Annotated in this window: 22 protein-coding genes and 1 pseudogene; 13 read left to right on the top strand and 10 right to left on the bottom strand. The window is 72.0% G+C overall.

Annotation, left to right across the window (positions count from 1 at the left end):
• The first annotated feature begins 256 nt into the window (after positions 1-256).
• The 7 genes from AB0K28_RS44130 to AB0K28_RS44100 all read left to right on the top strand — a co-directional run bounded on the left by AB0K28_RS44130 (position 257) and on the right by AB0K28_RS44100 (position 7,358).
• Complete coding sequence (locus tag AB0K28_RS44130) at positions 257-1,885, top strand: FAD-dependent oxidoreductase (protein WP_364382516.1); 1,629 nt, start codon at positions 257-259, stop codon at positions 1,883-1,885.
• 40 nt (positions 1,886-1,925) lie between these two features.
• Positions 1,926-3,542, top strand: a complete 1,617-nt coding sequence (locus AB0K28_RS44125; protein WP_364382513.1) for a thiamine pyrophosphate-dependent enzyme — start codon at positions 1,926-1,928, stop codon at positions 3,540-3,542.
• Between the two features lie 286 nt (positions 3,543-3,828).
• A complete protein-coding gene (locus AB0K28_RS44120) occupies positions 3,829-3,957 on the top strand; it encodes a lasso RiPP family leader peptide-containing protein (protein WP_345408370.1) in 129 nt (42 codons plus the stop codon).
• A 70-nt stretch (positions 3,958-4,027) separates the two neighbouring features.
• The gene (locus AB0K28_RS44115; protein WP_364382508.1) at positions 4,028-5,845 is read left to right on the top strand and encodes an asparagine synthase-related protein; all 1,818 of its coding nucleotides are present in this window, start codon (positions 4,028-4,030) and stop codon (positions 5,843-5,845) included.
• Entirely contained in the window at positions 5,836-6,168 is a 333-nt protein-coding gene (locus tag AB0K28_RS44110; RefSeq protein WP_364382505.1) for a lasso peptide biosynthesis PqqD family chaperone, read from the top strand. Before AB0K28_RS44115 ends, AB0K28_RS44110 begins: the two co-directional genes overlap by 10 nt.
• Complete coding sequence (locus AB0K28_RS44105) at positions 6,165-6,602, top strand: lasso peptide biosynthesis B2 protein (protein WP_364382502.1); 438 nt, start codon at positions 6,165-6,167, stop codon at positions 6,600-6,602. The genes AB0K28_RS44110 and AB0K28_RS44105 overlap by 4 nt, the downstream gene beginning before the upstream one ends.
• Positions 6,603-6,794: 192 nt before the next feature.
• Positions 6,795-7,358, top strand: a complete 564-nt coding sequence (locus AB0K28_RS44100; RefSeq protein ID WP_364382499.1) for a hypothetical protein — start codon at positions 6,795-6,797, stop codon at positions 7,356-7,358.
• Between the two features lie 217 nt (positions 7,359-7,575).
• On the opposite strand, the gene AB0K28_RS44095 is transcribed toward AB0K28_RS44100, so the two are convergent.
• Both AB0K28_RS44095 and AB0K28_RS44090 read right to left on the bottom strand, forming a co-directional pair.
• The gene (locus AB0K28_RS44095) at positions 7,576-9,891 is read right to left on the bottom strand and encodes a phosphoketolase family protein (protein ID WP_364382496.1); all 2,316 of its coding nucleotides are present in this window, start codon (positions 9,889-9,891) and stop codon (positions 7,576-7,578) included.
• Between the two features lie 77 nt (positions 9,892-9,968).
• The gene (locus tag AB0K28_RS44090; protein WP_364382493.1) at positions 9,969-11,663 is read right to left on the bottom strand and encodes a GAF domain-containing protein; all 1,695 of its coding nucleotides are present in this window, start codon (positions 11,661-11,663) and stop codon (positions 9,969-9,971) included.
• A 146-nt stretch (positions 11,664-11,809) separates the two neighbouring features.
• Here AB0K28_RS44090 and AB0K28_RS44085 point away from each other — a divergent pair, with 146 nt between their 5' ends.
• Positions 11,810-12,523, top strand: coding sequence for a CBS domain-containing protein (locus AB0K28_RS44085; RefSeq protein WP_364382490.1), 714 nt, complete (start codon positions 11,810-11,812; stop codon positions 12,521-12,523).
• On the opposite strand, the gene AB0K28_RS44080 is transcribed toward AB0K28_RS44085, so the two are convergent.
• The 3 genes from AB0K28_RS44080 to AB0K28_RS44070 are packed head-to-tail and all read right to left on the bottom strand — an operon-like array spanning position 12,503 to position 14,108.
• Positions 12,503-12,946, bottom strand: coding sequence for a pyridoxamine 5'-phosphate oxidase family protein (locus AB0K28_RS44080; protein WP_345408384.1), 444 nt, complete (start codon positions 12,944-12,946; stop codon positions 12,503-12,505). The genes AB0K28_RS44085 and AB0K28_RS44080 overlap by 21 nt on opposite strands.
• A 26-nt stretch (positions 12,947-12,972) precedes the next feature.
• Complete coding sequence (locus AB0K28_RS44075; RefSeq protein ID WP_364382487.1) at positions 12,973-13,305, bottom strand: sigma-70 factor domain-containing protein; 333 nt, start codon at positions 13,303-13,305, stop codon at positions 12,973-12,975.
• Entirely contained in the window at positions 13,302-14,108 is an 807-nt protein-coding gene (locus AB0K28_RS44070) for a universal stress protein (RefSeq protein ID WP_345408388.1), read from the bottom strand. Before AB0K28_RS44070 ends, AB0K28_RS44075 begins: the two co-directional genes overlap by 4 nt.
• Positions 14,109-14,234: 126 nt before the next feature.
• Between AB0K28_RS44070 and AB0K28_RS44065 the strand changes: the two genes are divergently transcribed.
• Positions 14,235-14,876: a response regulator transcription factor gene (locus tag AB0K28_RS44065; RefSeq protein ID WP_345408390.1), complete on the top strand. Its 642-nt coding sequence runs from the start codon at positions 14,235-14,237 to the stop codon at positions 14,874-14,876.
• Positions 14,877-15,006: 130 nt separating this feature from the next.
• Positions 15,007-15,390 (top strand): annotated as a pseudogene (locus tag AB0K28_RS44060) (zinc-binding dehydrogenase); the annotation flags it as partial.
• A gap of 251 nt (positions 15,391-15,641) precedes the next feature.
• Here the strand turns inward: AB0K28_RS44060 and AB0K28_RS44055 are convergent.
• Genes AB0K28_RS44055 through AB0K28_RS44045 form a run of 3 tightly spaced genes read right to left on the bottom strand, consistent with a single transcriptional unit; the run spans position 15,642 to position 17,782 of the window.
• Complete coding sequence (locus AB0K28_RS44055; protein WP_364382483.1) at positions 15,642-16,490, bottom strand: universal stress protein; 849 nt, start codon at positions 16,488-16,490, stop codon at positions 15,642-15,644.
• A 21-nt stretch (positions 16,491-16,511) separates the two neighbouring features.
• Entirely contained in the window at positions 16,512-17,363 is an 852-nt protein-coding gene (locus AB0K28_RS44050) for a DUF6544 family protein (RefSeq protein WP_364382480.1), read from the bottom strand.
• Positions 17,360-17,782, bottom strand: coding sequence for a universal stress protein (locus AB0K28_RS44045; RefSeq protein WP_364382477.1), 423 nt, complete (start codon positions 17,780-17,782; stop codon positions 17,360-17,362). Before AB0K28_RS44045 ends, AB0K28_RS44050 begins: the two co-directional genes overlap by 4 nt.
• A 191-nt stretch (positions 17,783-17,973) precedes the next feature.
• Here AB0K28_RS44045 and AB0K28_RS44040 point away from each other — a divergent pair, with 191 nt between their 5' ends.
• A complete protein-coding gene (locus AB0K28_RS44040) occupies positions 17,974-18,138 on the top strand; it encodes a hypothetical protein (RefSeq protein WP_364382474.1) in 165 nt (54 codons plus the stop codon).
• Positions 18,139-18,238: 100 nt separating this feature from the next.
• Here AB0K28_RS44040 and AB0K28_RS44035 read toward each other — a convergent pair whose 3' ends face one another.
• The gene (locus AB0K28_RS44035; RefSeq protein ID WP_364382471.1) at positions 18,239-18,484 is read right to left on the bottom strand and encodes a hypothetical protein; all 246 of its coding nucleotides are present in this window, start codon (positions 18,482-18,484) and stop codon (positions 18,239-18,241) included.
• Entirely contained in the window at positions 18,481-18,645 is a 165-nt protein-coding gene (locus AB0K28_RS44030; protein WP_345408402.1) for a hypothetical protein, read from the bottom strand. Before AB0K28_RS44030 ends, AB0K28_RS44035 begins: the two co-directional genes overlap by 4 nt.
• A gap of 142 nt (positions 18,646-18,787) precedes the next feature.
• Between AB0K28_RS44030 and AB0K28_RS44025 the strand changes: the two genes are divergently transcribed.
• The gene (locus AB0K28_RS44025) at positions 18,788-19,033 is read left to right on the top strand and encodes an SHOCT domain-containing protein (protein WP_345408404.1); all 246 of its coding nucleotides are present in this window, start codon (positions 18,788-18,790) and stop codon (positions 19,031-19,033) included.
• Between the two features lie 48 nt (positions 19,034-19,081).
• On the top strand, positions 19,082-21,637 hold the full coding sequence (locus AB0K28_RS44020) for a cation-transporting P-type ATPase (RefSeq protein WP_364382467.1): 2,556 nt from the start codon (positions 19,082-19,084) through the stop codon (positions 21,635-21,637).
• The last annotated feature ends 1 nt before the right edge of the window (position 21,638 follow it).

Here is a 21,638-nt window from a genome sequence, read left to right as displayed (position 1 = left end):
CCCCTCCCACACGCGCAACGACCGTACGGACTTCACGAAGAACGACCAGCTCGCCCCGGACGTCGTGGTGCCGGCGACGCGGTGCAGGCCGGCGGTGGACAGCGCGTACGAGGGACGGCCGACCCGCAGGGGGCGATCGAGCGGGCGTTGGCGGTCGCGGAGTCGCCGCACATGATGTTGCACGCTCTTCGCGCTGCACGACGTCGTCCGGCTCGGCCGTCCCGGCCTGGTCGCGGACCGGCTGGCCGGGCTGCCCGTGGACGGCGAGCTCGCGCCGCTGTTCGCCCGCCACGCGGCCGCCCGCACGGCGGGCGAGCTCCTGGCCGTCGCGGAGTCGTTCGCCCGGCTCGGTCTCCTCCTCTACGCCGCCGAGGCAGCCGTCCAGGTCGCCGCCCGTTTCATGGCGTCGGGTGAGCCGCGCAGGGCCACCGGCGCCGAGACCCGCGCCTGGACGCTCATGCGGAGCTGCCAGGGCGCCCGCACCCCCGCCCTGGTCGGCCTCTCCCTGCCCGGCCTCACGCCACGCCAGCGGGAGATCGCCACCCTCGCCGCCCAGGGCCTTTCCGACCGCGAGATCGCCGCGCGCCTCGTCCTGTCCGTACGCACGGTCGCCAACACCCTCTACGCCATCCTCATAGGCTCGCCTCCCCCTCGCGCAGCCGCAGAAAACAACTGCTCTGGGCCGGGTCAAGCCTTGGATGCGGCGGACTGGGCGGCTCCGGCACCGGGTACGACAGCCGGCAGGCCCCCGATCGCAAGCAGACACGATCACTCAGGGGCTGGCGCGATGGACGTGCGGGAGCTCACCAACCTGCCGACACCGGACTTCACCTACGATCCGAGCGTGCCCGGGGCGTGCGTCACCGGGGTGCGGCCGTATCGCAAGGGCACCTTCCGGCTGAACTCCGAGCAGTCCTCCGGCCGGTTCATCGTGCACAACTACGGCCACGGCGGCGCCGGCATCTCGTTGAGCTGGGGTTGCGCGGCCAAGGTGAAGGCCATGGTCAGCCAGTTCCTGGCCGGCTCGCCCCAGACGGAGGCCGCGGTGCTCGGCGCCGGCGTCATGGGCCTGACCGCCGCCACGATGCTGCTCGACCTGGGGCTCAAGGTCACGATCTACACGGATCGTAAGCCGGTGGAGACCACCTCGTTCAAGGCAGGCGGCCAGTGGGCCGTCTCCGTCGTCGAGACCGCCATGAACCAGCAGGACCTGAAGGCGATCATCAAGACGTCCTACACGACCTTCAAGGACAGCATCGGCAAGGGCTTCGGCGTCTCCGAGCGGCCCAACTACTGCCCCAAACCGGCCGAGGGCCTGGACATGGTGCTGAACCTCCTGCCCGGCCTGCTGCCGGCCCGGCAGAGACTGAGCCGCCTGCCGTTCCAGAACCACACCCAGCCGGGATTCCTGTATCAGACGCTGCTGGTCGAGCCGCCCATCTTCCTCCCGCGGCTGGAGCGCGACCTGCGGGCGCGCGACGTCACGTTCGTGGACAAGAGGTTCACCAGCAAGGCCGACATCTTCGCGACGGCGCCGCAGAAGATCATCATCAACTGCACCGGGATGGGCGCGAAGAAGCTGTGGAACGACACGAAGATGGTCGGCGTCAGAGGCTACCTCGCGATGTTGCCAGCGCAGCCGGACCTCGAATACCTCTACAGCCGTAACGGCTACATGTTCCCGCGCTCCGACCACGTCGTCATGGGCGGCACGCCCGACTGGGACAAGGAGGACGAGGACCTCAACCCGGCCGAGTGCAAGGAGCTGGTGAACATCATCGCCGCCGCATTCGGCCGAGCGGCGCCCGTGCCGATGCCCATGAACCACATCGACCACCCCGGCAACAGGCGGCTGGTCGACCCCAGGCTCTCTGTCTCCGACTGACCGATCCCCCGCCCCGGCGGGCCTGCACTGGAGCGCCATCGTGGCTTTCACCGTCGCCGACTACGTGCTCAAGAGGCTGACCCAGCAGCGCGTCGACACGCTGTTCGGCGTGCCCGCCGCCTACGGCGCGGGCCTGTTCGACGCGGCCGGCCGCAACGGCGTCACGTCGATCGTCACCGCGAGCGACCTCGAGGCCGGCTACGCGGCCGACGGCTACGCGCGGGCCAAGGGGCTCGGTGTGGTCGCGGTCGCCAACGGCGTCGGCACGCTCAGCATGGTCAACGCCATCGCCGGTGCCTTCGTCGAGCGCAGCCCGGTCGTCGTCGTCAACGGCGGCCCCAACGCGACGAACCTCGCCAACCTCAAGGACTTCGACGTCCTGTTCTCGCACTCGACCGGGCAGCCCGACCACGACCTGAGCACGTACCGGCTGGTCACCGCGAGCGCGGCGCGCGCCGGAACGGCCGCCGCGGTGCCCGGCGTGGTCGACGCCGCGATCTCCACCGCCGTCAAGCGTAAGCGGCCGGTCTACATCGAGATCAACAGGGACATCTGGACGGCGTCCTGCCCGGCCCCGTCCGGGTCCCTGCCGGTCACCGAGCCGCCGGCCGGCACCGAGGAGCAACTCGCCGGCACGATCGCCGGCCTGGTGCGCGCCGCGACGAAGCCGCTGGTCCTGGTCGGCATCGAGGTCCAGCGCTACGGGCTCGCCGACAAGGTCGCCGACCTGATCGCCAAGCTCGGTGTGCGCTGGTCGGTCCAGTTGCCGGCCAAGGGGGTGCTGCCCGAGCAGGGCGCGGGCTGGGTCGGCGTCTACGCCCCGCCGCACTCGCAGCCCGCCGTGAACGCCGTCGCGCAGGCCGACCTGCTCGTGATGCTCGGCTGCGTGTTCCCGAGCAGCTACGCCACGCTGCTTCGTACCGGCACGAACCGCATCATCACCGCCTACGACGGCAAGGTGAAGATCAAGAACGGCGCCAAGCAGAACGCGCAGCTCGGCGCCCTGGTCACCGCCCTCGCCGCCGAGGCCGCGACGGAAGCGCCGCGACCGGTGCCGGCCGGCGTCGACCCGGTCACCCCCACGGCCGCGAGCCCGCTGACCTATCGCCGCGTGTTCGAGCGCATCGGCGCCGCGCTGGACCCGTCCTGGCTGGTGATCCCCGACACCTTCCTCGGCATCCACTCGGCCGCCCACCTGCCCATCAAGGGCCGGGACGGCTTCCTGTGCGGAGCCGTGTGGGCCTCGATCGGGCACTCGGTCGCCGCGGCGGTCGGGGCGTCGTTCGGCTCGGCCCGCCGCCCGCTGGTCATCTGCGGCGACGGCGGCTTCCACATGACCGCCCAGGCGCTGTCCACCATGGTCCGCTACGAACGCAACCCGGTCGTGGTCGTGATCGACAACGGCATCTACGCCTTCGAGCAGTTCCTGCTCGACGCCGACTACTTCAGCGACCCCGCCACCCGGCCCAAGCCGTACGTCGTCCTCAACCGCTGGGACTTCGTCAAGTTCGCCAACGGGCTCGGGGTCCAGACCGCCCAGTCCGTCACCACCGCCGCGGCCCTCGACCAGGCACTCGCCACAGCGAAGGCGTCCAACGCGCCTGCCCTGATCGTCGCGAAGATCGACTCACGCGACCTGCCCGCGGAACTCGGCTGACCCGCGCCCTCGGCCGGGGACCTCTCCAGCGCTCAGCCCTCGAACTCCGGCGGCGCCTCACTCCTCCGGCGCCGGTGTGCCCGCGTCGCCGACGTCAGGATCTCTGTTCGGCTGCTGCGTGCGGGCCGGTCCCGCAGCCGGCCCATGGGTGTGCTTCCGGGCGGCTCGTCCTGTCCCGGCGCGTCCGAACGTGTCCGAGGGCGTCCCAAGCTCTGGCGTACGGCGTGAGAAGGGGTCTTCACTGACGGTGACGCGGCGATCCGCCGCACCGACGAAGGGACCTGTCATGATCGACAACGAGCGCGACCTGCCGTACGAGCCCCCGCAGCTGCTCGACATCGGCGAGTTCGGGCAGCTGACCCGCGGCTACGGCATGCTCAACATGGACCACGCCTACTACTTCAAGCTGTGGTGACGCCCTCGTGCCCGGCATCGCCGGGCCATCGCGATGGACTCGACCCACCTCTACTGAGACGAGCGATTCGGTGCGTGAACTGAGCGGTGAGGAGTTCGCGGTGGTGCCTGACAGCGCCGCCGGTCAAGCCCTCGCCGAGGCACAGCGCGGTGGCGCGACGGTGCTGAGGTACGCGTCCGGCCGCCCGTGCCTCCTGGCCGCCTCGACCGGCGAGCTCGTCTGGGCGGAGGCCGGCCAGGCGCGGCTGGCGGTGATCGGCACATGCCCGGTCACCGCCGGCCACTTGCGGCACATGGCGGCGCGGCTCAGTTGCCTGGCGGACGCCGATGCGGTGGCCGAGGCGCTGCCCGGCAGTTACCATCTCGTCGCCGTCGTGGGCGGGCAGGTACGGGTGCAGGGCACCGCTTCGGGCACGCGGCGGGTGTACCACGCGCGGGCCGGCGGGGCGGTGGTCGTGTCCGGGCAGGCGGTGGTGCCGGCCGCGCTGACGCGGGCGGCGGTGGACGCGCGGGCTCTGGCGGTGCGGCTGCTGATGATCGTTCCGCCGGCGCTGGCCGAGCCGCTGTGGGAAGGGGTTTCCATGGTGCCGCCCGGCGAGGCGGTCCACCTCGACGCGGGCGGGGTACGGCTGCGCGCCTGGTGGCGGGCACCGGAGCCGGAGGTGCCACTGCGGGAGGGCGCCGCCGCGGTGAGGGCGGCCCTTGAGGAGGCGGTGGCCGCCCGGATCGGTGAGGGCGCGGTGGTGGCCAGCGACCTGTCCGGCGGGCTGGATTCGACGCCGGTCAGCTTCCTCGCCGCCGCGGCGGCCGGGGAACGGTCGGCGAAGCTGATCACGTATGTGCAGGCCATCGATGATCCCGAGCACGACGACCCGGTGTGGGCGGCTCGGGCGCGGGCGCACCTACCAGGCGAGCACCAGGTGGCCGGGCCCGGTGATGTGCCCATGTGGTTCGCCGGCGCGGCCGAGGCCGTTGCCGGGCTGGACGAGCCGACGCGGTGGCTGCGCGCTCTGGCCCGCGAGCTGGCGACTTCGGCGCTGCTGGCCGGGCGGGGCGCGGGCGTGCGCCTGACCGGGCACGGCGGTGACGAGGTCACCCTGCCGCCCGGCTGCTACCTGCACGACCTGGCCCGTCGTCACCCGGCGGCGCTCTGGCCCCACCTGCGTGAGCAGCGGTCCAAGACCCGGTGGCCGCTGTCGGCGTGTGCCCGCGCACTGGCCGACCGGCGTCCCTATCCCGCCTGGCTGGCGGACCAGGCGAAGACGCTCAGGGCGCCGCTGTCCAGCTTCCGGCCGGACTTCGGCTGGGAGCCACCGCTGCGCATGCCTGACTGGACGACCGAGGCGGCCACGGACGCGGTCCGCCAGCGGCTGGTCGCGTGCGCGGCCGAGCCGTACTCCCCTCTGCGGGCCCAGCATCAGAGCCTGTCGGCCGTACGTTCCATCGCCGCTTCCGTCGATGGGCTGCGGACCCTGACAGGCCGCGTGGGCGCCGCCGTGCACGCCCCTTACCTGGACGACCACGTGGTCACCGCCTGCCTGGCCGTGCGGCTGGACCAGCGGACGGTGCCCGGCGTGTACAAACCGCTCACCCGGGCCGCGATGGGTCCGGTCATGCCGGCCGCATGCCTGGAACGGACCACGAAAGGCGAGTTCTCCGCCGACATCTACCAGGGGCTGCGGCGCCACCGCGACCAACTCCTGGCCCTGCTCGACGGTTCGCTGCTGGTGGAGCGGGGTCTGGCCGACCCCGTCGCGTTGCGCCGGGCCTGTGTGCACACTCCGGCCGAGGGCGGGCCGGGTGTGCTCTCGCTCGATGTCTTCATCGCCGCCGAGAACTGGCTGCGAACCCTGCTCACCTACCCAGCCCAGGAGGAGTCGTGCGCGTGAACCTTCGCCCCGGCGTCACTCTCACCCTGATCGACGAGGTCGCCGTGCTCCTGGACGAGCGCACCGGCCGCTACCGCCAGCTCAACGCCACCGGCGCCCTCGTGCTGCGCAGCCTGCTGGCGGGACAGAGCCAGGACGGGGCCGCCGCCGACCTCGTCCGGACCTGTCCGGGCGCGGCGCCCACCGCCGACGCTGACGTCGCCGCGCTCGTCGCGCAGTTGCGCGCCGCGAACTTGCTCGTCGACCTGACCGACGATCGGGCCGCCGACCGGGCCGCCGACCTGACCGCCGACCGGGCCGCCGACCGGAAGCGGCCGCGATGAGCGTGTCCATGGTGCCCGCCGACCGGCCCGGCCTGCCCTGGCGCCGACGCCCGGCCGCGCTGGCCGCCGTGGCCGCCGCACATGTGATCGCCCGGCTGCCGCCGGCCCGCATCCGCGCGGTGCTCATGGTGGCCCGCCGACGTGCCGCTCCCGCCACCGCCGAGCAGGCCAAAGCGGCACGGGACGCGGTGATCGCGGTCAGCCTGTCGTGCGCTGGGGAAGGTTGTCTGCCCCGCTCCATCGCCGCCGCCCTGTTGTGCCGGTTGCGCGGATGCTGGCCCACGTGGTGCGCGGGCGTGCGGGTCCACCCGTTCGGGGCGCATGCCTGGATCGAGGCCGGCGGCCATCCCATCGACGAACCGTCCCACCACTACCAGGCCACGATCACCATCGCCCCGGACCGGACGCTCAGCCGGAGCCTTGGCGCCGAGTAGCTGAATCAGGCGACGGACACCGGATGAGCACGCAGGAGAGGGCCTCCAAGAGGGTCCTCGTGGCCGACAGGCGGCCGCGCTTCTTGTGGATCGCCTTCGGCGTCCTCACCGTCATCGCGCATTTCGCGATCCTGTTCAAGCCTGCTGTTCACCGGCCACTACCCGCTCGGTCCGTACGACCTCGTGCTCGGGATGAACCGGTGGGCGCTCAGGGTGGCCGCGTACGCGACGCTCATGACCGACGCCTACCCGCCGTTCCGGCTCGAACAGGGCGGTCATGAGCTGCCGCGCATGGAGCCGCCGGTGCCGCGTCACGCGCCCGTACGGCATGGAGCCGCGTCGATCGTGGCGATCCTCGCGGGCGCGCTGCTCGCGTTCGGCGCTGTCGGCACGGCGGCCACCGGCTCCCTGTCGGCGGTGCCCGCCCACGCGCGTGCCTCGGACGGCACCGCCTGCACGCGGCATCCGGGCGGTGAGCCGGCGACGCCTCCGGCCGCGCAGCCGTTCTGGGCCGCGACGGGATCGGGCAGCCTGACGTGGACCCCGGAGGCGGGCGATTGGACCGTGGTGGTCATGAACGCGGACGCGAGCCCGATGATCTCCACCGATGTCCGGCTGTCGGCCACGCTCCCCTGGCTGGACGCGCTGACCGTGCGGTCGCGGTCGTCAGCCGCTGGCGGGCGCCGGCAGGGGCGTTCAGCGAGCAGCGCGGCAGCCGCCGGGGCGTTCCCAGTTCTGCGGCCGCGCGTTCGATGAGCGGCCAGGCGTGCGGCAGACCGGCGAGCGTACGCAGCCGGGCCCGCCACGCGTCGGCGACGATCCGGCGGAGAGGAGGGGCCGGTTCGGGGAACGTCCTCGGCGCCCGGACGGGCGTCCCGTCGATGAGGGAGGCCAGCGCGGCCAGGCCGCCGATGCCGTCGGCGAGCACGTGGTGGAAGAGCCCGTCCTGCGGTGGTTCACGAGGATCACGCGGTCAGCGCTGGGGACGGTCGGCCGGCCAGGTCCAGTCGCGGGTCTCGGGGGCGTCCTCGCCGTGCTCCCGTGTGTACGCACGGGCCGCGAGCCGGGCGTCGGCCATCCGCTGCCGCAGGTGCGCCTGGGTGGAGCCGAGCCCCGGGACGCGGTCGATGACGTCCATGACCAGGTGGTAGCGGTCGATGTCGTTGAGCATGGCCATGTCGAACGGCGTGGTCGTGGTGCCTTCCTCCTTGTAGCCGCGTACGTGGAGGTTGGGGTGGCCGTGGCGGCGGTAGGTGAGGCGGTGGATCAGCCAGGGGTAGCCGTGGAAGTTGAAGATGATCGGCTTGTCCGTGGTGAACAGGGTGTCGAACTCGGCGTCGGGCATGCCGTGCGGGTGCTCCGACGGCGGCTGCAACCGCATCAGGTCCACGACGTTGATGACGCGTACCTTCAGCTCGGGCAGGTGCTCGCGCAGGATGGCCGCGGCGGCCAGCGTCTCCAGGGTCGGCACGTCTCCGGCGCAGGCCAGCACCACGTCCGGGTCGGCGCCCTCGTCGGTGGAGGCCCAGGGCAGGACGCCGAGGCCGCGGGTGCAGTGGGCGACGGCCTCCTCCATGGTGAACAGGTCGAGCACCGGCTGCTTGCCCGCGACGATCACGTTGACGTAGTCGCGCGAGCGGAGGCAGTGGTCGCCGACGGACAGCAGGGTGTTGGCGTCCGGCGGCAGGTAGACGCGTACGACCTCGGCCTTCTTGTTGACGACCATGTCGAGGAAGCCGGGGTCCTGGTGGCTGAAGCCGTTGTGGTCCTGGCGCCAGACGTGCGAGGAGAGCAGGTAGTTGAGCGAGGCGACGGGCCGCCGCCACGGGATCTTCTTGGACGACTCCAGCCATTTGGCGTGCTGGTTGAACATGGCGTCGATGATGTGGATGAACGCCTCGTAGCAGTTGAACAGCCCGTGGCGGCCGGTCAGCAGGTAGCCCTCCAGCCAGCCCTGGCACAGGTGCTCGCTCAGCACCTCCATGACCCTGCCGCCCGCCGCCAGGTTCTCGTCGGTCGGCTCGATCTCGGCGTTCCAGGCACGCGTGGTCGTCTCGAAGACGGCCTGCAGCCGGTTGGAGGCCGTCTCGTCGGGCCCCATGAGCCGGAAGGTGTGCGGGTTGGCGGTGATCACGTCGCGCAGGAACGTGCCCAGGACGCGCGTGGGCTCGGTCGACTGCGTCGCGGGTGACTTGACCTCGACGGCGTAGTCGCGGAAGTCGGGCAACGCGAGCGGGCGCAGCAGTTCGCCGCCGTTGGCGTGCGGGCTCGCGCTCATCCGCAGCGGCCCCTCCGGGATCTCGCCCCACAGGGCGGGCACCGGGCGGCCGTCCGCGTCGAACAGCTCTTCCGGCCGGTACGAGCGCATCCACGCCTCAAGCTGGGCCAGGTGCTCCGGGTTGTCGCGGACGCCGGACAGCGGCACCTGATGGGCCCGCCACGTGCCCTCGACCGGCTTGCCGTCCACCTCGCGCGGGCCTGTCCACCCCTTCGGCGTCCGCAGGACGATCATCGGCAGGCGTTCCAGGCGGCCCTCCTTGTAGGCGGCGATCTGGTCGAAGACGGTGTCCAGCGTGCGCGCCATCTCCTCGTGGTCCGGGCCGACGACGTGCGGGCGGTAGCCGTACCCCTCCATGAGCTTGAGCAGCTCCTGCTCGGGGATGCGGGCGAGCACGGTCGGGTTGGCGATCTTGTAGCCGTTCAGGTGCAGGATCGGCAGGACGACGCCGTCGCGGTAGGGGTCGAGCAGCTTGTTGGAGTGCCAGCTCGCGGCAAGGGGGCCGGTCTCGGCCTCGCCGTCGCCGACGACGCAGGCCACCACGAGACGCGGGTTGTCGAACGCGGCACCGAACGCGTGCGCGAGGGAGTAGCCGAGCTCGCCGCCCTCGTGGATCGAGCCGGGGGTCTCGGGCGCGACGTGGCTGGGGATGCCGCCGGGGAAGGAGAACTGGCGGAACAGCCGCCGCATGCCGTCGGCGTCCTGCGAGACCTCGGGGTACTTCTCCGAGTACGAGCCCTCCAGCCAGGCGTGGGCCACCGCCGCGGGGCCGCCGTGTCCGGGGCCCGCGATGTAGATCATGTCCTGGCCGCGTTCGGCGATGATCCGGTTGAGGTGGGCGAAGCAGAAGTTGAGGCCCGGCGTGGTGCCCCAGTGGCCGAGCAGGCGCGGCTTGACGTGCTCGGGCCGCAGCGGCTCGGTGAGCAGCGGGTTGTCCAGCAGGTAGATCTGCCCGACGGACAGGTAGTTCGCCGCACGCCAATAGGCGTCGATGTGCTCGATCGTCGTCATGATGACGATGGTTTCCCGCGACGGCGCCGCCTCCTAGGGACCTTGGTCCCGACCTCGGAGGCCGGACGGTTCCCTCCTCACAGGGGGACGTGCCAGCGTAGGCGGGTGCCTCCGCCCTCAGGGCTCGTCAGCTCGGAGGTGCCGCCGAGGCCGGCCGCGCGTTCCTCGATGTTGCGCAGGCCGCTGCGCCGGGTGGGCGCGTCCAGGCCGACGCCGTCGTCGGAGACCACGAGGGTGAGGCCGCCGGAGGCCACCTCGACCGACACCTCGGCGCGCGTGGCGCGCGAATGACGCACCACGTTCGACAGGGCCTCCCGCAGCACCGCCGTCAGGTGCTCGGCGACGGGCTCGGCGACCAGCGTGTCGATCTGGCCCTCCATCCGCAGGCCCGGCATGAACCCCAGATGGCCGCCCGCGCCCTCCACCAGGTCGACGATCCGGCTCCGCAGGCCGGGCGCGACGTCGTCCAGCGGGCCCTGCAGCGCGAAGATGGACGAGCGGATCTGCCGGATCGTCTCGTCCAGCTCGTCGATGGCGTGCTGCAGGCGTTTGCCCGCCTCCGGGCGTTCGACCAGGCGTACCGTGCTCATCAGCGTCATCGCCGTGGCGAACAGCCGCTGGATCACCACGTCGTGCAGGTCCTTGGCGATGCGGTCGCGGTCCTCCAGCAGGCCCAGCCGCTCGGCGTCGCGGCGGGTCTCGGCCAGCTCCAGCGCGATCGCCGCCTGGCCGGCGAACGCGTGCAACATCTGCCCGTCCGCCCCGCTGAACGGCAACCGCCCGCTCCGCCTGGCCAGCACCAACACCCCGCGCACCGCCGGCGCCCCGCCCAGCGGCACCATCAGCCCCGGCCCGTACCCCAGCCGCCGCAACGGCGAATCGGGGTACGGGGCGCTCTGCAGGTCCGCCTCCGACAGCGGCTCGCCCCGCGTGAACACCTCACCCGCCAGCGTGGCCGACACCCCGAAGACGGTCTCCAGAAGCTCTTCGCCGCCCTCGCCGTCCACCGCCTCCGCGATCAGCGACTCCTTCGACGGGTCCGGCAGCAACACCTGGACCAGGTCGGCGTCGCTCATCTGGCGGGCGCGGGCGGCCACCACCGCCAGCACTTGGCGCGGGTCCGCGCCGGACAGCAGGCTCGTGGTCACCTCCGAGGAGGCGTGCAGCCACGTCTCGCGCCGCCGCGACTCCTCGTACAGGCGGGCGTTCTCGACGGCGACGCCGGCCGCGGTGGCGAGGGCGATGACGATGGCCTCGTCCTCCTCGTCGAACTCGCCGCCGCCGCGCTTCTCGGTCAGGTAGAGGTTGCCGAACACCTCGTCACGTACGCGTACCGGGACGCCGAGGAAGGTACCCATCGGCGGGTGGCCGGGCGGGAAGCCGTACGACTCGGGATGGTCGGAGATCCGGCCCAGCCGCAGCGGCCGGGCGTCCTTGATCAGCAGTCCGAGCAGGCCCAGACCGTGCGGCCAGTGCTCGATCCTGGCGATCTCCTCCTCGGTCAGCCCCACCGGGATGAACTGCAGGAGTGTCTGCTCCTCACCCACCACGCCGAGCGCGCCGTAACTGGCGTCGACGAGCTTGGTGGCGGTCTCCACGATCCGGCGCAGCACCGTCTCCAGGTCGAGGTCGCTGCCGACCGACACCACGGCTTCCAGCAGCGCGTGCACCCGGTCCCGCGTGGCCAGCACGGCGTTCAGCCGCACCTGCAGCTCGGCCAGCAGCTCATCGAGGCGCATCTGCGGCATCAACGGACGGTGCTCGCTCTCCATGTCGATCAGTGTCGCATCCTGGCGGAACGCCGCAAACCCCGCTGCTCGGGCCGCTTCCCAAAGTCCACCTGGCCAGGGCCTTCCGCCCCTACGCCGCCGCTGGGCGAGGCGATGACATGGAAGGGAGAACTGACAGGAGGACCACCATGCGAACCATCGTGAGAGACGTCATGACCGCCCAGGTCACGGCGGTCGGAGCCGGCACCCCGTTCAAGGACGTCGCCGACGTGCTCGTGACGAACGGGATCAGCGCCGTCCCGGTGCTGGACGAGGACGATCGCGTCATCGGCGTGGTCTCCGAAGGGGACCTCATGCGTAAGGAGGAGTTCCGCGAGCAGTACTGCGGCGAGAGCTACCACCCACCACTGCGCGCGCGGCTGCGCCGACGCGTCACCGGGCAGGGTGAGGAAGGCGGCAAGAAGTCCGGCGGACACACCGCCGCCGACCTGATGACGAGTCCCGCCGTGACCGTCCCCGCGACCGCCTCCACGGTCAGGGCCGCCCGGATCATGGACGAGAACGGCGTCAAACGGCTGGTCGTGACCGACGCCGAAGGCCGCCTGGAGGGCATCGTCAGCAGGCGCGACCTGCTGAGGATGTACCTGCGCGACGACGACGAGATCAGACGCCGCGTCGTAGACGGGATCCAGCCGCGATCCAGGTGGGACGACCGCAGCGGGATCATGGTCGAGGTCCACGACGGCATCGTCACGCTGTCCGGACACCTGGGCAGGCGAAGCGAAGCGGCGGCCGCCGTCCACGCCGCCGAGCGGACCGACGGGGTCGTCGGGTTGCGGGAGGCTCTCGACGGGAAACAGGACGACGTCCTGGGACTGCCCCTACCCTGGGACCGCCCCTGAGCGCGTCCCCGCGATGGCTGCGACCACCAGTTCGAATCCGGTGACGATCTCCGGTCGGATGCGGATCACCTGGTCCATCCTCCCCGCCACCCAAGGCTGAAGAACGGCCTGAAAACAGGCCTTCTCCTCGGCGTCCTCGACGAGGCGGGCGACGCCGGTGACGACCACGCTCCAGCCGAGGCGCTCCTCTGGGTCCAGTTCGTCGGCTTCGTAGGCCACCACGGCCTGGCGCGCCGCCAGCGCCGCGCTCAGGATGGTCCCCGTGCTGGACCGGATGATGATCTGACCGTCGGCCACCACGTGGTTCACGGGCCGGATGGCCGGGAGAGCATGCCGGGTGAACACGACACGGCCGAGCGGCGCACCAGCCAGCCGCCGGAGGGCCTCGGCCGTGGTCAGCTCCTTGAGAACCCGATCGTCCATGGCCCCCGCCGTGTCGCACGTCATCGTCACAGCCTGGTGAGCGAACGCCGCCGGGACCAGGGACCAAAGTCCCTTCTCCTGATCCTCCCTCTCAGGCCGAGAACCGCGGTTCCAGCAAGCGTCCACGCCGCGAGCACGGCGAGGTCCGTCCACGGCCGTGGACGGGACGCCGGATCGAACGCGGCGACCATCTCCAGTTCCGGCGCCGCGGCGCCCTGCTCGATCAGGTGGGCGGCGTACGTCCCCGCCTCCATGCGTCTGGCGAGTTCGACTTCCTCTTCGGCGGTCAGCAGGACGACGTCGCAGATCCGCGACAGGTAGTCGCTCAGGTGGTCGTGCGGGGGCGCGTCAGCGTTCACCGGACGCTCCTGACCACGGCCAGCGGGCAGGGTGCCCGGTGGAGCAGTTCGTGGGTGACCGAGCCGAGGACCATTCCGGCGAACGCGCGGTGTCCGTGCGAGCCGGCCACCAGCAGGGCGGCGCGGCTCGCCGCCTGGAGGAGCACGTCGACGGGGTGGCCGTGCACCGATTCCTCGACGAGGGCGACGTCCGGATAGCGTTCGGCGACGGGTCCGGTGTGCCGGGGCGTCTCCTCGGGTCCGGACGGCCCAGGATGCGTGAGCCTGGCGTGGACGACGCGCAACCGCGCCGCTCGCAGCCGCGCCTCCTTGAAGGCGAACTCCAGCACCCCGTACGAAGCGGGCGAACCGTCGACACCGGCCACGATCTCCTCCGGCTGCGGCAAGGGCGGCTCCCGGACCACCACGACGTCGCAGGGCGCGTGCCCCGCCACGCCGTACGCGACCGACCCCAGGAGCATCCCCCGGAAGCCGCCGACCCCGTGGTTGCCGACGACCAGCAGCTCGGCCGCGTCCGCGGCGGCGATGAGCGCAGTACGGGGATCGTCGGGCAGGAACGTCGTGTCCACGGCGATCTTCGGCTGTTCCCGCCCCGCCCGTTCCTCGGCCGCCTCCAGCACGCTCCTGCCGCCCTCGCGCAGCCACGCGCCGACCTCGGCGTACGGGCCGCACCCGGTCTCGTACGCCCACCGCGGCATGGCGTGCGCCACCAACAGGGGCACATCACGCAAGGCCGCCTCACGCGCGGCCCAGGCGACGGCCGCCAGCCCGGCCTGCGAGCCGTCCACTCCGACGAGAATCATGCTTCCTCCCTGTGTCTCACCAAGGACATGCCGGGAGGGGTTTCCGTCTCCACGGTCGAACGGCCTTCTCGAAGAGGGCCTTTGGGCCTCTTCGGGATCGCGAGCGGCCCGGATAGCGTTGGGGACATGATTCGTGTGTTCCTTCTTGACGACCATGAGGTCGTGCGGCGCGGGGTGGCCGCCCTGCTGGGCTCCGAGGACGACATCGAGGTCATCGGCGAGGCGGGAACAGCCGAGTCCGCCATCGCCCGCATCCCCGCGCTCCGGCCCGACGTGGCCGTCCTCGACGTACGCCTGCCCGACGGCAACGGCGTCGACGTGTGCCGCGAGGTGCGTTCCCGGCTGCCTGGGCTGGCCTGCCTGATGCTGACCTCGTTCGCCGACGACGACGCCCTGTTCGACGCGGTCATGGCCGGCGCGTCGGGCTACGTGCTCAAGCAGATCCACGGCTCCGACCTGGTCGGCGCGGTCCGCACGGTCGCCTCAGGCCAGTCCCTCCTCGACCCGCAGACCACCGCCGCCATGCTCCAACGCCTGCGCGACCAGGCCGCGAGGAAGGACCCGCTCGCGGCCCTGACCGAACAGGAACGCCACATCCTCGACCTGATCGGCGAGGGCCTCACCAACCGCCAGATCGGCGAACGCATGTTCCTGGCCGAGAAGACGGTCAAGAACTACGTCTCCAACCTGCTGTCCAAGCTCGACATGCAACGCCGCACCCAGGCCGCCGCCCTCTCCGCCCGCCTGCGCGCCGAGAAACACGACTGACGACGCCGGCTGACGACGCGTCCTCCAGGCCACCAGTAAGGCCGGACACCCTCGGCCATGGGACCTTCGTCCCTGGCTCTGCCAGGTCGGCACCGGCGAGCGTCGAGGGAGGAACCGACGAGGAGGCGTGATGAAGGCACTCATGCGCGTCCCGTTCGCCGACACCTCCACGCACCTGCTGCCCGAGGGCGTCTCCGACGAAGCGGCGCTCATGCTGGCCGACATCCTGCCGACCGCGTACGAGGTGGGCGTGCTCAACGGCCGTGTCCGGCCGGGCGACACCGTCGTGGTCGTCGGCGCAGGACCGATCGGGCTGGCCGCGATCACCACCGCGCAACTCTTCACGCCCAGCCATATCGTCGCGATCGACTTCGCCCCCGCCCGGCTGGAGACCGCCGAACGGGTCGGCGCGGACGTCGTCGTCGGAGCCGGTGAGGACCCGGCCACCGCCGTCGCCGAGCTGACCGGCGGGCTCGGCGCCGACGTCACGATCGAGGCCGTCGGCGTCCCGGAGACGTTCGAACTGTGCACCAGGCTCGTACGCCCGGGCGGCCACGTCGCCAACGTCGGCGTCCGCTGGACATGGTCGCCTCTGGGCGGGTGGACCCCACCGGGTTCATCACCCACCGCTTCGCCCTGGACGACATGGCCGCCGCGTACGACACCTTCGGTGACCCGAAGTCGACCGGAGCGCTCAAGGCGGTCCTGTCCCGAAGCTGAACGCGAACGGCCGGCGGGAGCGAACTCCCGCCGGCCGCTCCCGATTCAGGATTCGGCACGGACCACCGCCACGGGGCAGCGGGCGTGGTGGAGGACCCCGCGGCTGACCGAGCCGAGCAGCGCCGAGCCGAGGCCGCCGCGCCCGTGCGAGCCCACCACCAGCAGGTCGGCCTGGCCGGAGGCCGTGGTGAGCGCGTCCACCGGGTGCGCGGACGGGGCCTCCTCCACGACCTTCACCTCCGGGTAGTCCGAGGCGAAGACCCGCACCCGGTCGCTCACGAGCCGGTGCTGCGCCTCGCGGACCTCGTCCAGGTCGTAGGCGGCCTCGGGGGCGAACGCGTGCACAGGAAGCTGCCAGGCGTGCAGCACGCGAAGTGTGGCTCCGCGCAGCCGGGCCTGTTCGAAGGCGTAGGCGAGGGCCGGTTCGCACTCGGGCGAGTCGTCCACGCCGACCACGACCTCGCCGCGTACCGGACGGTGGTCGCCGCGTACCACGACGACGGGGCAGCGGGCCTGACCGGCGACGTGCACGCTGACCGATCCCAGCAGCGCGCCCGCGAACCCGCCGCGGCCGCGGCAGCCGACCACGATCTCGGTGGCCTCCTTGTCCTGCTCGCGCAGGACGGCGGCGGGCAGTCCCTCGACGTCCTGCGTCGTCACCTCGATCGAGGGCTGTCGCTCGCGGGCCAGGGCCGCCGCCTCGCGCAGAATCCGCTGCCCCTCGCCGGCCAGCGCGTCGGGCAGCCAGGGGGTGGGGAACTTGTGGATCTGGTACGGCGTACGGTCCACGGCGTGCACGATCCGCAGCGGCACCCGCATGCGGAAGGCGTCGTTCGCGGCCCACTCGACGGCGGCCCGTGCGATGACGGAACCGTCGACTCCCACAACGATCATGATGTCCTCCTTGGTCACCTCTCATGGGACCTCGTCCGCCTCTGTCCCTTGCAGGGCCGGAGGTCGTACGGACGAGGGCCGAAGGGCCCTGCCCGGCCGCTGGCGGAACAGCGCGTCCTCGACCTTGAAGCGGATGAACTCGCCGTCAGCCCATCGCCCGGTCCCCGGCCACCAGCCGCCCCGCAGCCGGGCCGGGACGGTGAACCCGTCGAAGGTGGCCTCGTCCCCGCACACCACCCCGAACAGGTGGCTACGGAACGGCCCTTTGTCCGGATTGCCCCAGCGTTCGACGGTGACGGCGGTGAGCATGCCGGTGGGGGCGACGGTCAGCGTCACGTCGAAGTCCTCGCCGCCCACCGGCACGACGGCGATCACCCGATCGTCGTCGAGGGGCTTCCATCGCAGGCGCGGGTCGAGCGCCGCAGCGGGCGCCATGACGAACTCGCAGGCCAACCGGCCCGCCGCGCTCCTGGTGATGTCCGGACCGGTGCCCGACATCACCGGAACGGCGTCCAGCAGCCGCCAGCGCATCTCCCCCACACCCGCCCGGTAACGGTCGAAGCCGCTCACCGGCAGCGCCCCCATCCAGGCTCTGGCCGTCCAGACGAATCCCTCCATCGGCGCCAGCACCTGCAGGGCCTCGAAGCGCCGCCAGCGGCCGAGCCTGATGTCGCCGCGCATGCGCAGCACCGCCGAGCACAGCAACGGCGTCCCGGCCTCGATGGCGTGCAGGACCCAGCGCCGGGCGGGCTCGGGCAGCAGATCCGCCTCGGCGGGATCGAACGGGCGCGGGGCGGGCGTCCCGGCCTGCAGCAGGTCCCAGTCATGGCGGGCCTGCTCGGTCAGGTGCGGCGGCGCGAGGACGACGGTCATGACCCGCCTCCCGCCTGTACGACGGCCACCGGGCAGCGGGCGTGGTGCAGGATGCCGTGGCTCACCGAGCCGAGTACGGCGGAGGCGAACGTGCCGAGCCCGCGGCTTCCCAGCACCAGCGCGTCGACGTCCAGAGCCTCATGCCTGAGCCGCTCCGCCACCGCGCCCGTGCTCAGCGCGGTGGTCACGTGCAGGCCCGGCCGCCGTTCCCGGGCCCGCCGCGCCGCCACCTTCAGCAGCTCGGCGCCTCGTTCTGTCAGCGTCTGCTGATCGGTGGCGGCGGTGAGCGGATGCTCGGCCGCCCATGGTTCGCGAACGTGGACGAGAGGCAGCTCCAGCCCACGCCGTACGGCGTCATCGGCCGCCCATTCCAGTGCGGCGCACGCCGACGCCGAACCATCGACTCCAACGACGGTCATCTCTCTGCCTCCTTCGCGGGTTCCTGGACCGCCAGCACACTCCGCCCAAGCGACCGGTCACAGAGGAGAAGGTCCATCCGGGACGTGTGCCTTTGCCCCCGGGATCCCATGACGTTCCCCCGGTGTGCCGGACCCGCCCGGACGCCCACCATGAGCGTTCACCGGAAGGACGGAAGAGAAGGTGAGTCACCATGATCGGTGGACGGATGCTCATGGAGTCGCCGGCGCTGGAGGTAGAACTCCTGGTGCTGAAGAAGCGGGTCGACGAGCTGGAGGAGCAGGTACGCACCTTGACGGCCGCCGGCCTCGCGCTCGCCCGAGGGCTGGAGAACGTTCAGCGCGCCGCCACGAGGTAGGCGGCCCGGGGCACCACGACCACGGCGGGTGGCGCGGGCACTCGCTGCCCAAACGCCTCCTTCCGCCGATTGAGGCCGGCGGAAGGAGGCGCGTCCGGGCCTACCTGATCACTTCATGCGTGTCGCGGTCAGGCACCGGCTCTGGCGCCACCGTGAACGCGTGCCTCAGCGTCGCGATCAGCCACAACGCGGCTGTAGCGAAGAAGAACACGCCCAGCGCGGCCCCGCTGTCCCCGACCAGGGCGACCGCCGCCGCGAGCGCCGCGACACCGAGCGTGGTCGCGACCGTCACGAAGACCTTCTTGACCGTGGTCCACGACCCGTCGTACAGGTCGCTCCTGCTCATGGCGCAACCGCCGGCACCGCGCCGAGCACCAGGATCACGGTGATGTCTCCGCGCACGCTGCCGAGAACGAGGATGTCGGCCTGCTGCAGGAACGCGACGTAGACCGCGGTGATCACGCCCGTCGTCACCGTCGCCGCCGCGTCTATCCATGTCAGCCTCATCGCCCGTTCCTCCCTTCTGGTCTCCCTCTCAGGCTCGCGCCGCCATGGGTGCGGGCGCATGGCCGAAAGGCCCGTCAGGTGTGACTTTCGCCCCTGACCTCGTACGGCCGGGCTGCTGGACGCTGGAGGCAAGGAGGTTCGCATGAACATGGACCTGATGCCCCACATGGGAGGCGGCGTCGGCTGGCTGGGCGGAGGCGTGGTGCTGCTCCTGTGGGTCGCCCTTCTCGCGTCGGCCTGCTGGCTCGTCATCCGCGCCGCGTCCCCCGCGCGCCTGGTCCCCGTCCGTGTCGACCGGGCCCGCGACCTGCTCGCCGAACGTTACGCGCGCGGGGAGATCTCGACGGAGGAGTACCTGGACCGGCTGACGCACCTGCCATCCCGCTGACCGCCGTGAACACCGGGTTTACGCCCCCGACGTGCGCCGACACTAGACATGACGGACGAACATCGAGAAGGCAGGAAGGACACCGACGTGACGCCCTCGCCTTCCGGCCTGTCGTCGGCCGAGGCGGCCCTGCGCCTGGAACGCGACGGGCCCAACCTGCTCCCGCGCAAGCCACCGACCCCCTTGTGGCGGCGGGTGGCCACGCAGCTCCGCGACCCGCTCATGATCGTCCTGCTCGTCGCGGCGGTACTGACGATCACCACCGGCGACTGGACGGACGCCGCCGTGATCGCGCTGGTGATCGTGGTCAACACGGCGGTCGGCGTGGCGCAGGAGGTGCGCGCCGACCGTGCCATCACGGCCCTGAGCGAGCTCGCCACTCCCGAGACCCGTGTCGTACGCGACGGCCACCAGCGGCAGATCCCGGCGGGCGACGTCGTGGCCGGGGATCTGCTGATCCTCGCCGAAGGGGACATCGTCCCGGCCGACGCCGAGGTGGTGGAGTCGGCCGCGCTGCTGGTCGACGAATCGGCGCTGACGGGCGAGTCGGTGCCCGTGGACAAGGGTTCCGGCGCGCCGATCTCCTCCGGCACCGTCGTGGTGCGCGGCAGGGGCCGGGCGGCCGTGACCGCGACCGGCGCGGCGAGCGCGAGCGGCCGCATCGCCTCCCTCATGGTCAAGGGCGCCGGGCTCACGCCGCTGCAGCGCCGCCTGGTCGGGGTCGGACGGCTGATGGCCGGTGTCGCGGTGCTGCTGTCCGCGCTGGTGCTGGCGCTGGGCCTGGTACGCGGCCAGCCGGTCGAACTCATGGTCGTGACCGCGATCAGCCTGGTGGTGGCCGCCGTGCCCGAGTCGCTGCCCGCGGTCGTGACGTTGAGCCTGGCCCTCGGCGCTCGCCGGATGGCCGCCCGCGACGCCCTCGTACGCAACCTGCCCGCCGTCGAGACGCTGGGCTCGGTCACCGTGCTCGCCACCGACAAGACGGGCACCCTCACCGAGGGCCGCATGGTCGCCCGCCACCTGTGGACCCCGGCGGGCGAGGCCACGGCCACCGGTTCGGGCTACGCTCCCGACGGCGAGATCATCGGCGCCCAGGATCCGCACGAGCTGGACGCGCTGCTGACCGCCGCGCTGCTCTGCAACGACGCCCGGCTGTGCCCGCCCCGGGCTCCGGACGAGGAGTGGACGGAGCTCGGCGACCCGACCGAGGCGGCCTTGCTCGCCGCCGCAGGCAAGCTCGGCCTCGACCGTACGGACCTCCACGCGGACTTCCCCAGAGTCGCGGAGCTGCCCTTCGACAGCGACCGCAAGCGAATGAGCACCGTGCATCTCCTGCCCGGCGGAGGCGTCCGCGTGATCTGCAAGGGTGCTCCGGAGGCACTGCTCCACCCGGACGTGCTCACCGACGACCCGGCCCTCCTGACCCGTGCCGCCCAACGCGCCGACCGGTACGCCCGGGACGGTTACCGCGTCCTGGCGGTCGCGAACGCCGACCTCGATGCCGTGCCCGACCCCGTACGGGAGGGCGGGTTGTCGCTGCTCGGCCTGATCGCGATCCTGGACCCGCCACGTGAGGCCGCCGCCGCGGCCGTGGCCGACTGCAAGAAGGCCGGTATCAGGCCCGTCCTCATCACCGGCGACCATCCGGGCACCGCCCGCGCCGTCGCCGCCGACCTCGGCATCATCGACGCCGGAGACCGGGTCGTCGACTGCCGCGAGCCCGGCGCGTTCGACGCCGCCCCGGCCGCCGTGTACGCGCGAGCCACCCCCGAGCAGAAGCTCGACATCATCCAGAGCCTGCGCGACCAGGGCGAAGTCCTCGCCATGACCGGCGACGGCGTCAACGACGGCCCCGCGCTGCGCCGCTCCGACATCGGCGTGGCCATGGGCAGGCGCGGCACAGAGGTCGCCCGTCAGGCCGCCGACCTCGTGCTCGCCGACGACAACCTGGACACCGTCGTCGCAGCCGTCGAGGAGGGCCGCCGGGTCTACGCCAACATCCGCCGGTTCCTCGTCTACGGCCTGTCAGGCGGCGCGGCCGAGATCGCCGTGATGGTCCTGGGCCCGTTCGTCGGGCTTCCGCTCCCCCTGCTGCCCGCCCAGATCCTGTGGATCAACCTGCTCACCCACGGCCTGCCCGGCGTGGCACTGGGCGGCGAGCCGACCGTACCGGGAACGATGTCGCAACCGCCGCGGCCACCCGGCCAGAGCATCATGGGCGCGGGACTGTGGCAGCGGGTCCTCCGCATCGCCGTCATCCTCACGGCCGTCACCCTGGGCGTCGCGGTCTGGGCGTCGCTGACCGGACGGCCCTGGCAGAGCATGGCCTTCTTCGCCCTCGGCGCCACCCAACTCGGCGTGGCACTCGGCACCCGAACCCGGCCGCGTACCCTGGCCAACCCGATGCTGCTGCTCGCCGTGGCCGGCGCACTCGTCCTGCAACTGGCCGGGCTCTACCTGCCGCCGCTGCGCGAGCTTCTCGGCACCGAACCGCTGGCCCCGGGCGACCTACTGATCGTCCTGGCGCTTTCCACGCTCGGCTACGCCGCCGCCCGCCTCGACCGCATCCTGCACCCCTCCCCCAAGCCCCGCCAGGAGGCGTGAA

Source organism: Nonomuraea sp. NPDC049504, from assembly GCF_040676845.1.
GTDB classification, from domain to species: domain Bacteria; phylum Actinomycetota; class Actinomycetes; order Streptosporangiales; family Streptosporangiaceae; genus Nonomuraea; species Nonomuraea salmonea.
The sequence above is the reverse complement of the archived record's forward strand: the minus strand, read 5'-3'. Positions and strand labels throughout refer to the sequence as shown.